Genomic DNA, 13,162 nt, shown 5'->3' with positions numbered 1-13,162 from the left:
ACCCCGGTCCCGGCGGACGCCGATGCCTTCACCTGCCTTCCGGTGTTCGGTGCTCTCGCTTACTTGGAGGAGCTGAGCAGCAGGTAGTCGTACATGCCCAGGTACGCCTGAGTGATCGTCACGTTCGTGGCGCTCTCCGGGCGGTACAGCAGGTTCTTGCGGTAGATCAGCGGCACGACGGTGGCGGTGTCGAGCACCATCTTGTCGATGTCGCCCCAGGCCTTCTCACGGGCGGCCGCGTCGGTGTTGGCGATCGCGTCCGACAGCGCCTTGTTGATGGCCGGGTCGTTCAGCTCCATCAGGTTGTTGCCGCCGGAGGGCTTGATGGCGCTGCCGTCCACGATCTGGTCGAGGAAGCCGTAGCCGGTCGGCCAGTCGGCGCCCCACGCCATCATCATCAGGCCGAGCTGGTGCTCGTGCACGTAGCTCGGGACACCGGCGAAGTTGGCGAAGTACTTGCCCGCCGGGTAGCTCTTGATGTTGGCGGTGATGCCGACCTGCTTGAGCGAGTTCTGCACCGCGGTGGCCTGCGCCATCTCGGCCGGACGGTCCGAGCGGGCGGTCAGGTTGGTGGTGAAGCCGCCCGGCTTGCCGCAGGCGCTCAGGGCCTGCTTGGCCTTGGCCACATCGCCCTTGTTGCCCTCGGTCGGGTACTGGTCGAACTTCGCGTAGCCGTTGACGGTCGGCGGGAGCAGCGTGGTGGCGATGTCGCCCTTCACGCTGCCGCCGATCGCGGTCTGCACCGAGACCTTGTCGATCGCGTACTCGACGGCCTTGCGGCACTCGATGTTGTCGAACGGCGCGACCTTGGAGTTGATCGCCATGTACGCGGTGGCGCCGGCGTACGAGTCGTCGGTGCTGCCCTTGTACTTGGGGCCGAGCACCTTGCCCTGGGTCTGCGGGGTGACACCGGTACCGCCGGAGTCCACCGTGGTGTTGCCCGCCAGCAGGTTGTTGTCGATGGTGACCGCGTCGACCTTGAACTTGATCGTGTACTTGTCCGGCAGCGGGTTGCGCACCGGGTCGGTGGCCTGGCTCCACTGCGGGTTACGGACCAGCGTGGCGCCCGCGCCCTCGGTGTACGAGGAGAACTTGTACGGGCCGGACGACACGATGTGCTTCACGTAACCGGCGCCGTCGTCCTTCGCCTGCGGCACGGGGGCCGTCTGCGAGAACGTCGCCAGGTAGTCGAAGTCCGCGAAGGGCTTCGCCAGGTGGAAGACGATCGTGGTGTCGTTCGGGGTCTCGATGGACGCGAGCCCGTTGGGGTTCTTGTCCTTGTACGGACCCTGGTACTTGTCGCCGCCCGCGAGGTACGCCTTGAAGTACGTCGGGCCGTTGGACAGCGCCTCGGGCGCGAAGTTGCTGCGCTCGATCGCGTACTTGATGTCCTTGGTGGTGATCGGCGTGCCGTCTTCGTACTTCAGGCCGGACCGGATGGTGTACGTCCAGGTCTTGGCGTCCGGGCTGGCCTTGCCGAGTCCGGTGGCGAGGTCGGGGACGACGGTGAGGCCGTCCTTGCCCGCGGCGGGCTTGAAGGTGAGCAGGGTACGCGCGTAGAGGCGGGAGAAGTTCTGCACCCAGCCGTAGTACGTGTTGCCCATGTCCAGGGAGTCCGGCACGTCGGAGTTCTCCATCACGACCGTCCCCCCCTTCTTGTCGGACTTGTTGACGACCGAGGTGAGCGCGGCGTCGGAGCCGGAGGCGGACTTGCTGCTGCCGCCGCTCGGGTTCTTGCCGCCCTTGTCGTCCTTCGAGTCACTGCTGCACGCGGATGCTCCCAGGGCCAGAGCCATGGCAAGCGCCAGCGCGGCTGTCGCTTTTCTGCTGTTCATGCCGAGGAAAGCCTCCAAATCGAATGGATATACGTGGTTTCAGCGGTGGTACGGGCGGGCTGGTACCGGGTACGGGCGGTGCGGCATGGCGTGCTGCGGCCGTTCACTTACTGCGCGGGTCGAGGGCGTCGCGCAGTCCGTCGCCCAGCAGGTTGAAGGCCAGGACGGTGATGAAGATCGCGATGCCGGGGACGACCATGTACTGCGGGTCGGCGTAGAAGAGGTCGACGGCGTCGTTGAGCATGCCGCCCCACGAGGCCTGGGGCGGTGCGATGCCGACGCCGAGGAAGCTCAGGGCGGCCTCGAAGAGGATGTTGGTCGGGATCAGCAGCGTCGAGTAGACGAGGATCGGCGCGACCAGGTTGGGCAGCAGTTCCTTGAAGAGGATGAAGGGCCCACGGGCGCCCATGCTGCGGGCGGCCTCGACGAACTCGCGTTCGCGCAGGCTCAGCGTCTGGCCGCGCACGATGCGTCCCATGTAGGGCCAGTTGAAGAAGCCGATCACGAAGATCAGCACGCTGATCCGCAGCGGCAGCCCGTTCATCCCGAAGGCGCCGTCCTGGAGGGAGGCGGAGATCGAGATCGCGAAGAGCAGCAGCGGGAAGGCGAGGAAGGTGTCCATCAGACGGCTGATCAGGCTGTCGACCCAGCCGCCGTAGTACCCGGCGATGACGCCGAGGACGGTGCCGATGATGTTGGACAGGATCGTCGCGCCGGTCGCCACCAGCATCGAGACCCACGAGCCCTCGATGATCCGGGCCAGCAGGTCACGGCCGAACTGCGGGTCGATGCCCAGCGGGTGGGCCCAACTCATGCCGCCGAAGGGGCCTTTGGGGGCGACGCGGACGGGGTCCACGAGGTCCTGGTGGAAGGCGGTCGGGTCGAGGCCGAAGATGTGCTCGATCGGCTTGGCCAGGATCGCGAGCAGCACCAGCAGGATGACGACGACACCGCCGGCCACCGCCACCTTGTCGCGCTTGAAGCGCATCCAGGCGATCTGACCGAGGGACCGGCCCTCGATCTGGCTCCGCTCGACCCCGCTGAGGATGGCTTCCGGCTGTGCCTCGGCCTGCCCATGGGTGGTCTCAATCGGTGCGGTCATGGTGTGACTGACCCCTCTCGCCGGCGGGTAACCGGCGCGCGCCCGCCGCTGTAGCGGCTTTACTCATCAGTCGTGCTGCTGGTGCGAGTCTCATGAATTGCGTGATGCATGAACTGGCTCTGCAGAAAGTGCTGTTGGTACGAGGCGGTGCAGGTGGTGCAGATGACAACGGGGGACCTGAGGCCCTTGCCGCTGGATTCTTCTGCGATGTGTCGATCACCCGCCAGCCCTCACCACGAAGGGATGCGCAACTGTGATGTGGTGATTCATCGACCGTTACCGACGCGTACCTCGGGGTACGGTCGTGTGGTGAACGAGCGGCTGCGTGCGGTATGCGACCTGATGGTGCCGGTGGTGCGGGAAATGGCGGGGCGTCACGAGTACGACGGCCGCGTCCAGGACCTGTCGCCGGACGGCGTCCGCCGCGGCCTCGACGCGATGGCCCGCGCCCAGCGCGCCGCGGGACCGCTGGAGTCCGCCCACGACGACCGGCACCTGACGGTCTTCGAGGAGGCGCTGCGCGTGCAGTACGGGGACCTGGAGCTGCACAGGCGGGACCCGTACCCGCATCTGTCCAATCTCGAACTCGCCTGCTACGACCGGGAGTACGCCTCCGGGCGGGAGCGTGCCAAGGCCCGCCGCAAGCATCTGGCGCGCTGGCCGGAGGCCGTGGACGCGGCGGTGGCGTCACTCGACCGGGTGAGCGCGCCGGTCGCGGACGCACTGCTGGGCGCCGTACGCGGACTCTCCGCCGGGCTCGACGCCGAGGACAGCCCCGACACCGCCGCCGCGCTGGCCGCGCACGGGCGGCTGGTCGCGCACATCGAGCGGGCCGCCGAGCACGGCGACCCCGACCCCCGGCTCGGCGGCAGCGCGCTGGCCGCACTGATGGGCAGTCAGGAGGGCCTGAGCGTCGACCTGTCGGCGCTCGCCGTCGAGGCCGACCGGGAGCGGGCCCGGCTCACCGAGCTGCTGGTCGACTCCTGCCGCGCGTACGACCGGCACCGGCCCGTGGACGAGCTGCTCCCCGAGCTGATGGCCGACCACCCCGACGCCGACGGCGTCATCCCCGAGGCGGCCAGGCTCACCGACGAGGTGATCGCCTTCACCCGCGCGCACAAGCTCGCGCCGTACGTGGACGGGGACTGTCTCGTCGGGCCCGCGCCGCCCTCCCGGCGCTGGGCCATGGCCATGATGAGCTGGGCCGCGCCCGCCGAGGCCGATGCCGCGTCCTGGTACCACGTCACTCCGCCGGAGCCGGACTGGCCGGCCGAGGAACGGGAGGAGTGGCTGACCGTCTTCAGCCGCACCAGCCTGCCGTCGATCACCGTCCACGAGGTCGCTCCCGGGCACTTCGCGCACAGCCGCTCGCTGCGGCGGGCCGCGACGCCGGTGCGGCGGGTCCTGCACAGCCTCTCCTTCGCCGAGGGGTGGGCGCACTACGTCGAGGAGGTCTGCCTCGAAGAGGGGTTCCGGGCGCGGGACCCGCGCTTCGCGATCGGGGTCGCGCTCGAAGCGCTGGTCCGCGTGACGCGGCTGACGTGTTCCATCGGGCTGCACACCGGGGCGCTCTCCATAGAGGACGCGACCCGGCTCTTCATGCGCGACGCCCATCTCGCCCGCGCCGGGGCCTCCGCCGAGGCGCGGCGCGGCACCTTCGACGCGGCCTATGGGCGGTACACCTGGGGCAAGCTGGAGATCATGCGGCTGCGCGAGCGGGCCAAGCGGAAGGCTTCCTTCACCTTGCCCGAATTCCACGCCGCCCTGCTCGCCCTGGGCAGTCCGCCGCTCGGCCTGATGTCCGCCGCCCTGGACGATGCCGACGCCTAGGGGTCGCTCATCGCCGCTCGGGCCAGTCCTCAATCGCCGGACGGGCTGATTTTGTGCTTCTGGTCGAGCGCCATCAGCCCGTCCGGCGTTTGAGGGCTAGGACCTGTCCGGCGGATCATGGGCGGTCCAGGCGGCGCCTGGCGCGTGCGAGCGCAAGGCGCCGGGATGGCCTCATAGCGGAGCTATTCGGGTGTTTCGGCAACGCGGCGGGCGTGCGTGCCAGGGGTCGAAGGGGCCGTTCGTGATCCGCCGGACAGGCCCTAGCGGGGGTCCCAGGCCGGGCCGCCGGCGAAGGCTTCGCGGTCGAAGAAGGGCTGCCCGTTGGCGCGCATCCACATGGCGACGGGATCGTAGGCGTCGGCCATGGCGACGGTGGAGACGGGCAGACCGTCGGGGACACCGGCGACGGACTGCTGCATCATGAGGCGGACGGACTCGACGGACTGCGGAGAGTCGTCGTAGACCTCGACGCCGATGGCGAGATAGGGCTCGCCGAGGGTGGGCTGGACCCAGGCGCGCCGGAGGGCGCGCACGGCGGGCGTGCGGTGCGCGGCCTGCGCGAGAAGAGCGTAGAACTGCGGGATCTGCAACGAGGGTTCGCCGATCTGGAGCGGCCCGGCAGGCAGCAGGTCGAGCCCGGCGGCGATCCGGCGCAGGTCGAGCCAGGGCACCCCGACCCCGCCGCCCGGCGCGTGCGGGTTGAGCCAGAGGCCCCAGCGGTCGGGGAAGAGAGTCAGGGCGATGTCGCGCCCGGAGACGACCTCGTACTCCCGGCTCCAGCCGCTGGCGGTCAGCTCACGCGGCGAGGTGACGCACGGCGCGTAGCCGTGACCGCCGATCCGGAGGTTGCCGTACTGGGCATCGGCCGAACCGGGCGTGCCGTGCCAGAGCAGCATCCACACCTGGCCCTCGGCCAGCGACGCGAGCAGGTTCTCGTATGCGTCGAAGCGACCGGGCGCCACCTGGAGCAGCATCTGCTCCACATGGCCGGCCGCCGCCGCACCGCCTTGCGCGCCCGCGATCACGTGGGACCGCCCCTTCCCCTCGTTCGGTCTGCCCGGCGCACACCTGTGCGCCGCCCGCCATCAAACCAGGTCACGTCCTGGATCCCCACCCGTGCCGTACGGCCTCCCCGCCGGTCGGTCCCGTTCGGTCCCGATGAGTCCGGTTCGGTCCGGTTCAGTCCCGCGTGAAGAACGGCCGTACGGTCTCCAGCATCCAGTCCGCGACCGGGTCCTGTGCGACGTCCAGCAGAATCAGGTGGACGGGCCAGGGCAGCGGCGCGGCGCCGAGGGCGCGGCCGATGGCGTCCATGGCCGCGGCGCGGTCCACGTCCTGCCAGCGGTCCAGCTCGACCCCGACGAAGAGCGCGGGCGGCTCCTCCTCCACGGCGGCCAGCGCGCGGCGGGCGGACAGCACGACCGGGGTGACGGCGAACTCCCCCGCGGCGGTGGCGAGGAAGTCCACCGGCTCGTCGTCGTGGTCCGGTTCCCACAGCCGTACGCGGGCGCCGACCGTACGGCCGGGCGTGCCGTCCCGCTCGTACCGTTCGCCGCCGCGGCACAGCTCGGCGACGGCGGCGGGCGGCAGCGGCACTCCGACGGCGCCGCCGGGGTTCAGGGCGATGCCGACCAGCGGCGGCAGGCCGCGGGCGAATTCGTGGACGGGCGCGACGGTGCAGGCCATGCCGTCGGCGGCCTGCCGGAACTGCTGCTCGGAGCTGAAGACCGGCACATAGGTCGCGCCCTCCAGCTCGACGGTGGGCAGGTCGAGCCCCGGCGCGTCCGGCGCCCCGCCGTTCGGCAGCGGCACCCAGACATGGGAGCGCCCCAGCACCTCCAGCAGCCGGGGGGCGGCCGAGGGGTTGCCGAGGCTCGCGGTGAGCACCTCTTCCAGCTCGTTGGCCGGCCATATGTACGGTGCCGTGTACGGTGCCGGAATCTCCATGTCCACCCTTGTCCGCCCATGTGCCACTGTCCTGCCCGGAAACCCTAGCGGCTGGCGTGCAATGATTGGCGGCACAACTTGCATACCGGCCGTTGGAGGCCGCGCGGGAGAGTTCCGTCCCCTCACCGGGCCGGGCGCCGAAGGAGCAAGTCCTCCCTTGAATCTCTCAGGCACAGATACCGCGCGGACGAGGCAGATCTGAAAAGCGGGCGGCTCCCTTTAACGGGGAGCGGCCCCACCCAAGGTGCAAACCGGGACCCGCGAGGGTCACGGTGAACCTCTCAGGTTCCGATGACAGATGGGGAGACCCGGGGCGAGCATGCCCCGGCCCGCCCTGTCCGTCCCGTGCCGTCACCCCTCTGGGAGCCCTCCGATGAGCCAGCCACCGACCTCCCCGCGCCACACCGCCCTCGACGCGTCGCACCGCGCGCTCGGCGCGACCATGACCGACTTCGCGGGCTGGGACATGCCGCTGCGGTACGGCAGCGAGCGCGACGAGCACACCGCCGTCCGCACCCGCGCCGGACTCTTCGACCTCTCCCACATGGGCGAGATCACCGTCACGGGAGCGCAGGCGGGCGAGGCGCTCGACCACGCGCTGGTCGGCCACCTGTCGGCGCTCGCGGTCGGCAGGGCCCGCTACACGATGATCTGCGCGCCCGACGGCGGCATCCTGGACGACCTGATCGTGTACCGGCTCGCCGAGCAGGAGTTCATGATCGTCGCCAACGCCTCCAACGCCCAGGTGGTGCTGGACGCCGTCACCGAGCGCGCGGCCGGTTTCCCGGGCGCCGCCGTACGCGACGACCGGGACGCGTACGCGCTGCTCGCCGTCCAGGGTCCGGAGTCCCCCGGCATCCTGAAGTCGGTCACGGACGCGGATCTGGACGGGCTGAAGTACTACGCGGGCCTGCCCGGCACGGTCGCCGGGGTGCCCGCCCTGATCGCCCGCACCGGTTACACCGGCGAGGACGGCTTCGAGCTGTTCGTGGCGCCCGCCGACGCCGAGCGGCTGTGGCAGGCGCTCACCGAGGCCGGGGCCGCGGCCGGGCTCGTACCGTGCGGCCTGTCCTGCCGGGACACGCTGCGCCTGGAGGCGGGCATGCCGCTGTACGGGCACGAGCTGACCACCGCGCTGACGCCGTTCGACGCGGGGCTCGGCCGGGTCGTGAAGTTCGACAAGGCGGGCGACTTCGTGGGCCGGGCGGCGCTGGAGGCCGCGGCCGAGAAGGCGGCGGCCACCCCGCCGCGCAAGCTGGTCGGGCTGATCGCCGAGGGCCGCCGGGTGCCGCGCGCGGGGTACGCCGTGACCGACGCCTCGGGCGCCGTGGTGGGCGAGGTCACCTCGGGCGCGCCGTCCCCGACGCTGGGTGCGCCCATCGCGATGGCGTACGTGGACGCCGCGCATGCCGCGCCCGGCACGGAGGGGGTCGCGGTCGACATCCGCGGCACCCGTGAGCCGCACCGGGTCGTGGCGCTGCCGTTCTACAAGCGTGAGCGCTGACACGCTCGTACCGCCACCTGGTACCGGGCCTGTCCGTCCGGTACCGGACCTGTCCGCCGAGCCGACCGACCGCGCCGTCCCCGCGCGCGGGCACCCCTTCGCATCCGGGAGAATTCCGTCATGAGCATCAACCCCCAGAATCTTCGGTACACCAAGGAACACGAGTGGCTGTCGGCCCCCGAGGCCGAGGGCGTCACCGTCGGGATCACCTCGCACGCCGCCGACGCGCTCGGCGACGTCGTGTTCGTGCAGCTTCCCGCGGTGGGCGACGCCGTCACGGCGGGTGAGACCTGCGGTGAGCTGGAGTCCACCAAGTCCGTCAGCGACCTGTACTCGCCGGTCACCGGCGAGGTCACGGAGATCAACCAGGACGTCGTGGACGACCCGGCCCTGATCAACTCCTCGCCCTTCGCGGACGGCTGGCTGTTCAAGGTGCGCGAGCCGCAGGCGACGGACGAGCTGCTGTCCGCCGCCGAGTACGACGCCTTCATCGCGGGCTGACCTTCCGGCCTCCGTCACGGGCCGGCCCCCGGCCGTCATGGCGGGCCGGCCCCCGGCCGTCATCGCGGGCTCGCCTCCCGCCGGGCCCGCCGTCACCGGCCGTTCGCCGGCCCCCGGTATTCATCGACCTTCTGACCAGGAAGATCTCATGTCGCTGCAGAACCAGTCCCTGCACGAGTTCGACCCGGACGTCGCCGCCGCGGTCGACGCCGAACTCCACCGCCAGCAGTCCACCCTCGAAATGATCGCGTCGGAGAACTTCGCGCCGGTCGCGGTCCTCGAGGCCCAGGGCTCCGTGCTGACCAACAAGTACGCCGAGGGCTACCCGGGCCGCCGCTACTACGGCGGCTGCGAGCACGTCGACGTGATCGAGCAGCTCGCGATCGACCGCGTCAAGGCGCTGTTCGGCGCCGAGGCCGCGAACGTGCAGCCGCACTCCGGCGCGTCCGCGAACGCCGCCGCGATGACCGCCCTGATCAAGCCGGGCGACACCATCCTGGGCCTGGACCTGGCGCACGGCGGCCACCTGACCCACGGTATGAAGATCAACTTCTCCGGCAAGCTGTACAAGGTCGCGGCCTACCACGTCGACGAGCACACCGGTCTGGTCGACATGGCCGAGGTCGAGAAGCTGGCCAGGGAGCACCGGCCGCAGCTCGTCATCGCGGGCTGGTCGGCGTATCCGCGCCAGCTCGACTTCGCCGAGTTCCGCCGGATCGCGGACGAGGTCGGCGCGTACCTGATGGTCGACATGGCGCACTTCGCGGGCCTGGTCGCGGCCGGTCTGCACCCCTCCCCCGTGCCGTACGCGGACGTGGTCACCACCACGACCCACAAGACGCTCGGCGGCCCGCGCGGCGGTGTGATCCTCTCCAAGGCCGAGCTGGCCAAGAAGATCAACTCCGCGGTCTTCCCCGGTCAGCAGGGCGGCCCGTTGGAGCACGTGATCGCCGGAAAGGCGGTCGCCTTCAAGGCCGCCGCCACCGACGAGTTCAAGGACCGGCAGGCGCGTACGCTCCAGGGCGCCAAGATCCTCGCCGAGCGGCTGGTACGGGACGACCTCACCGAGGTCGGCGTCTCCGTCCTGTCCGGCGGCACCGACGTCCACCTCGTGCTGGTCGACCTCCGCGACTCCGCGCTCGACGGCCAGCAGGCCGAGGACCGCCTCCACTCGGTCGGCATCACCGTCAACCGCAACGCGATCCCCAATGACCCCCGGCCGCCCATGGTCACCTCGGGGCTGCGCATCGGCACGCCCGCGCTGGCCACGCGGGGCTTCGACGCGGAGGACTTCCGGGAGGTGGCGGAGATCATCGCGGCGGCCCTCAAGCCGAGTTACGATGCCGCGGCTCTTCGGGACAGGGTCGCCGCCCTGACCCGCAAGCACCCGCTCTACGCGTAGCCCCGTAGGGGCGAGGGGGCACCTCCCGGCCGAAGGTCGGGGGAGGAACCGCGCGCTCGGCCGGAGCGCTCCCGCAGGTCACCACCCGCCCCGGCGGGGCAGTCCGGTTGTCGCCGGACCACCCGCCGGTGGGGGCTGGTCGCGCAGTTCCCCGCGCCCCTGGGGAACCCTCCTCCGCGGGAGGAACCGTGAAGGGGCCGTGCCCCTTCGAGATCTGGAGTCCTCATGGCAATATCCGTATTCGACCTCTTCTCCGTGGGCATCGGCCCCAGCAGCTCGCACACCGTGGGCCCGATGCGTGCCGCGGGCATCTTCGTGCACCGGCTGAAGAACGAGGGACTGCTGGCGCACACCGTGTCGGTCCGGGCGGAGCTCTTCGGGTCGCTGGGGGCGACGGGCCACGGGCACGGGACGCCGAAGGCGGTGCTGCTGGGGCTCGCGGGCCACTCGCCGCGGACGGTGGACGTGGAGACGGCGGACGACGAGGTCGCGGCGGTGCGCGCGGCGGGCAGGCTGAGCCTGCTCGGGGCGCACGAGATCGCCTTCGACCCGGAGACGCAGATCGTGCTGCACCGGCGCAGGTCGCTGCCGTACCACGCCAACGGGATGACGCTGTTCGCGTACGACGCGGACGGCGCCCCGCTGCTGGAGAAGACGTACTACTCGGTGGGCGGCGGCTTCGTCGTGGACGAGGACGCGGTCGGCGAGGACCGGATCAAGCTGGACGACACGGTGCTGCGGCACCCCTTCCGCACCGGGGACGAGCTGCTGCGGCTCTCGCGCGAGACGGGTCTGTCGATCTCGGCGCTGATGATGGAGAACGAGAAGGCGTGGCGTACGGAGGAGGAGATCCGCGCCGGGCTGCTCGACATCTGGCGGGTGATGGAGTCCTGCGTGCGGCGCGGGATGTCCCGTGAGGGCATTCTGCCGGGCGGCCTGAAGGTCCGCCGCCGCGCGGCGCAGTCGGCGCGCCAGCTGCGCGCCGAGGGCGATCCGGCCGCGCACGCGATGGAGTGGGTCACCCTCTACGCCATGGCCGTCAACGAGGAGAACGCGGCGGGCGGCCGGGTCGTGACCGCCCCCACCAACGGCGCCGCGGGCATCATCCCGGCCGTCCTGCACTACTACCTGAACTTCGTCGCGGCGCCGACCGCCGGCGCCGTCGACCAGGAGGACGCCGTCGTGCGCTACCTGCTGGCGGCGGGCGCGATCGGCATGCTCTTCAAGGAGAACGCCTCCATCTCCGGCGCCGAGGTCGGCTGCCAGGGCGAGGTCGGCTCGGCCTGCTCGATGGCGGCCGGCGGCCTCGCCGAGATCCTCGGCGGCTCCACGGAACAGGTCGAGAACGCCGCCGAGATCGGCATGGAACACAACCTCGGCCTCACCTGCGACCCGGTCGGCGGCCTCGTCCAGATCCCCTGCATCGAGCGCAACGGCATGGCCGCCGTCAAGGCCGTCACCGCCGCCCGCATGGCCATGCGCGGCGACGGCCGCCACCACGTCTCCCTCGACAAGGTCATCAAGACCATGAAGGAGACCGGCGCCGACATGAAGGTCAAGTACAAGGAGACGGCCCGCGGCGGCCTCGCCGTCAACGTCATCGAGTGCTGACCGCGTAGCCGCTGACCTGCTGCTTCTCGTCTTTCAGCTCTGTCGGAGCCTTCCGTGCTTGTACGAAGGGAAGTCCCTCGGAAGTCCCTCGACAGAGCTGAAAGTCCCTGAAAAGTCCCTGGGCCCAGGGCCTGCGGAGGCTGCGTCAGCAGGCAGTCCAGCACCGAGGCTCGTACCCGACCATCGGCGAAACCGTCCACCCGGCAAGGGTCCACATGGACAGCAGCTCTGTCACCGCCGATCACAGACCTAAGGTTTATGAGTCGCCCGTAGCCTGCGGCGGAGGATGTTGCGTAGTCCTCGCAGGCCCGGACGAAAAGGCTGGTCATGAACGGACCTGGTTGCCCAGGACTGAGCTGGTGGGCGGCCGCAACCGTGTGCAGGTGCGTTTCAGAGGGTCACAGCTCCGGCGGGTCGATGTCCCCGGATTCCACCAGGGCGCGGCGCAGAGTCTGCCGATCAGGGCCGGGCGCCCGGTTTTTGCTGTCGGTGAGGAGTCGGCGGGCGTGCTGGCGGACGCGGTCGATCTCCCAGGGGTTCGGCGCCGAGTGGCGCAGGAGTGCTGCAGTGATGGCCAGGGCGTGGCTCGAGCAGTTCGCGGAGTTCGCCGACACCTGGGGCAGAAAACACCCGGCGATCGTGAAGCTGTGGGAGAACGCGTGGGAAGAGTTCACCCCGTTCCTGCGGTTCGACACCGAGATCCGCCACATCGTCTGCACCACCAACGCGATCGAGTCCAGGAACGCCAGGATCCGCCGGGCGGGCAAGGCCCGGGCACTTCCCCAACGAGCAGTCCGCCTTGAAGGGCGTCTACATGGCGATCATGTCCCTCGACCCCACTGGCAAGGGCCAGGCCCGCTGGACCATGCGCTGGAAGACCGCGCTGAACGCCTTCAACATCACCTTCGACGGCCGACTCTCCACAGCCCGCCGTAATCCCAACCACCCCAGTTACACCGCACGTTTGACAGACCCTAACGCGGAGCAGCACGCACTGGCTGGGAGGACAGCGACTGAACCGGTCCCCAGGATCCTCAGTTACGCCACCGCCCGACGTGAGCCTCGACCTGCCTCTTTGGCGTCTTCGGCCTTCAGCGCCGGGCCCGCGCTCGCTGTCATGGTGGCCGGGCAAGGCCCCTGGCGATCAAAAGGGCAGTTGGATGTGGTGGAGGCGCAGAGTTTCGGTGTACCTCTCAAAGAGGAGGTCGATGCCAGCCAGGAGGAGGCTCGCCGCCTTGCTTGCCTCCACCAAGTCGCCAGCCTCACGGAGCTCCGACAGTTCTGCCACGTCGGCCCGCAGGATGCTCAGTGAGTCTCCCTGAACCAGCACGCCCGGGAACTTGCGGCCGGGCAGCCGCAGCACGGCGTCATTACCGCCATCCGTGAAGAGTTCGACGTCAAGACGTTCCATAGGACGATCCAAGCGGTCT

10 protein-coding genes, 1 pseudogene and 1 riboswitch are annotated in these 13,162 nt (G+C 70.3%); of the genes and pseudogenes, 6 read left to right on the top strand and 5 right to left on the bottom strand.

Features of this window, described 5'->3' with window-relative positions:
- Positions 1 to 59: 59 nt before the first annotated feature.
- Together ACFZBB_RS17210 and ACFZBB_RS17205 are read right to left on the bottom strand one after the other, a co-directional pair.
- Positions 60 to 1,835, bottom strand: a complete 1,776-nt coding sequence (locus tag ACFZBB_RS17210; RefSeq protein ID WP_391122891.1) for an ABC transporter substrate-binding protein — start codon at positions 1,833 to 1,835, stop codon at positions 60 to 62.
- A gap of 103 nt (positions 1,836 to 1,938) precedes the next feature.
- Positions 1,939 to 2,937, bottom strand: a complete 999-nt coding sequence (locus ACFZBB_RS17205; protein ID WP_391122888.1) for an ABC transporter permease subunit — start codon at positions 2,935 to 2,937, stop codon at positions 1,939 to 1,941.
- Positions 2,938 to 3,246: 309 nt separating this feature from the next.
- On the opposite strand from ACFZBB_RS17205, the gene ACFZBB_RS17200 reads away from it, so the two are divergent.
- Positions 3,247 to 4,767: a DUF885 family protein gene (locus ACFZBB_RS17200; RefSeq protein WP_391122885.1), complete on the top strand. Its 1,521-nt coding sequence runs from the start codon at positions 3,247 to 3,249 to the stop codon at positions 4,765 to 4,767.
- A 260-nt stretch (positions 4,768 to 5,027) separates the two neighbouring features.
- Here the strand turns inward: ACFZBB_RS17200 and ACFZBB_RS17195 are convergent, their stop codons facing one another.
- The gene (locus ACFZBB_RS17195; RefSeq protein ID WP_391123227.1) at positions 5,028 to 5,741 is read right to left on the bottom strand and encodes an enhanced serine sensitivity protein SseB C-terminal domain-containing protein; all 714 of its coding nucleotides are present in this window, start codon (positions 5,739 to 5,741) and stop codon (positions 5,028 to 5,030) included.
- A 205-nt stretch (positions 5,742 to 5,946) separates the two neighbouring features.
- Positions 5,947 to 6,714 carry an enhanced serine sensitivity protein SseB C-terminal domain-containing protein gene (locus ACFZBB_RS17190; protein ID WP_391122882.1) on the bottom strand — a complete coding sequence of 256 codons (768 nt, stop codon included), beginning with the start codon at positions 6,712 to 6,714 and terminating at the stop codon, positions 5,947 to 5,949.
- 94 nt (positions 6,715 to 6,808) lie between these two features.
- Positions 6,809 to 6,906, top strand: a riboswitch (glycine riboswitch).
- A 181-nt stretch (positions 6,907 to 7,087) separates the two neighbouring features.
- Between ACFZBB_RS17190 and gcvT the strand changes: the two genes are divergently transcribed.
- The 5 genes and pseudogenes from gcvT to ACFZBB_RS17165 all read left to right on the top strand — a co-directional run.
- Positions 7,088 to 8,218: a glycine cleavage system aminomethyltransferase GcvT gene (gene gcvT / locus ACFZBB_RS17185; protein WP_391122878.1), complete on the top strand. Its 1,131-nt coding sequence runs from the start codon at positions 7,088 to 7,090 to the stop codon at positions 8,216 to 8,218.
- Between the two features lie 120 nt (positions 8,219 to 8,338).
- Positions 8,339 to 8,719: a glycine cleavage system protein GcvH gene (gene gcvH / locus ACFZBB_RS17180; RefSeq protein ID WP_355348040.1), complete on the top strand. Its 381-nt coding sequence runs from the start codon at positions 8,339 to 8,341 to the stop codon at positions 8,717 to 8,719.
- A gap of 148 nt (positions 8,720 to 8,867) precedes the next feature.
- Positions 8,868 to 10,121, top strand: coding sequence for a serine hydroxymethyltransferase (glyA, locus tag ACFZBB_RS17175; protein WP_355348037.1), 1,254 nt, complete (start codon positions 8,868 to 8,870; stop codon positions 10,119 to 10,121).
- Between the two features lie 225 nt (positions 10,122 to 10,346).
- Positions 10,347 to 11,732, top strand: a complete 1,386-nt coding sequence (locus ACFZBB_RS17170) for an L-serine ammonia-lyase (RefSeq protein WP_391122875.1) — start codon at positions 10,347 to 10,349, stop codon at positions 11,730 to 11,732.
- Positions 11,733 to 12,296: 564 nt separating this feature from the next.
- Positions 12,297 to 12,651 (top strand): annotated as a pseudogene (locus ACFZBB_RS17165) (transposase); the annotation flags it as partial.
- A gap of 225 nt (positions 12,652 to 12,876) precedes the next feature.
- Here the strand turns inward: ACFZBB_RS17165 and ACFZBB_RS17160 are convergent.
- Positions 12,877 to 13,143 carry a DUF6959 family protein gene (locus ACFZBB_RS17160; protein ID WP_391122871.1) on the bottom strand — a complete coding sequence of 89 codons (267 nt, stop codon included), beginning with the start codon at positions 13,141 to 13,143 and terminating at the stop codon, positions 12,877 to 12,879.
- Positions 13,144 to 13,162: the final 19 nt, after the last annotated feature.

It is taken from the genome of Streptomyces sp. NPDC008139, from assembly GCF_042957025.1.
GTDB lineage: Bacteria > Actinomycetota > Actinomycetes > Streptomycetales > Streptomycetaceae > Actinacidiphila.
Note: the sequence above shows the minus strand (reverse complement) of the source record. Positions and strands in the feature narration are given on the sequence as shown.

What these genes read in the sequence shown, in the direction of transcription:
- ACFZBB_RS17160 (WP_391122871.1), bottom strand. Translation starts at nt 13,143, where the DNA reads ATGGAACGTCTTGACGTCGAACTCTTCACGGATGGCGGTAATGACGCC.
- ACFZBB_RS17195 (WP_391123227.1), bottom strand. Translation starts at nt 5,741, where the DNA reads ATGCTGCTCCAGGTGGCGCCCGGTCGCTTCGACGCATACGAGAACCTG.
- gcvH (WP_355348040.1), top strand. Translation starts at nt 8,339, where the DNA reads ATGAGCATCAACCCCCAGAATCTTCGGTACACCAAGGAACACGAGTGG.
- ACFZBB_RS17210 (WP_391122891.1), bottom strand. Translation starts at nt 1,835, where the DNA reads ATGAACAGCAGAAAAGCGACAGCCGCGCTGGCGCTTGCCATGGCTCTG.
- glyA (WP_355348037.1), top strand. Translation starts at nt 8,868, where the DNA reads ATGTCGCTGCAGAACCAGTCCCTGCACGAGTTCGACCCGGACGTCGCC.
- gcvT (WP_391122878.1), top strand. Translation starts at nt 7,088, where the DNA reads ATGAGCCAGCCACCGACCTCCCCGCGCCACACCGCCCTCGACGCGTCG.
- ACFZBB_RS17170 (WP_391122875.1), top strand. Translation starts at nt 10,347, where the DNA reads ATGGCAATATCCGTATTCGACCTCTTCTCCGTGGGCATCGGCCCCAGC.
- ACFZBB_RS17205 (WP_391122888.1), bottom strand. Translation starts at nt 2,937, where the DNA reads ATGACCGCACCGATTGAGACCACCCATGGGCAGGCCGAGGCACAGCCG.
- ACFZBB_RS17190 (WP_391122882.1), bottom strand. Translation starts at nt 6,714, where the DNA reads ATGGAGATTCCGGCACCGTACACGGCACCGTACATATGGCCGGCCAAC.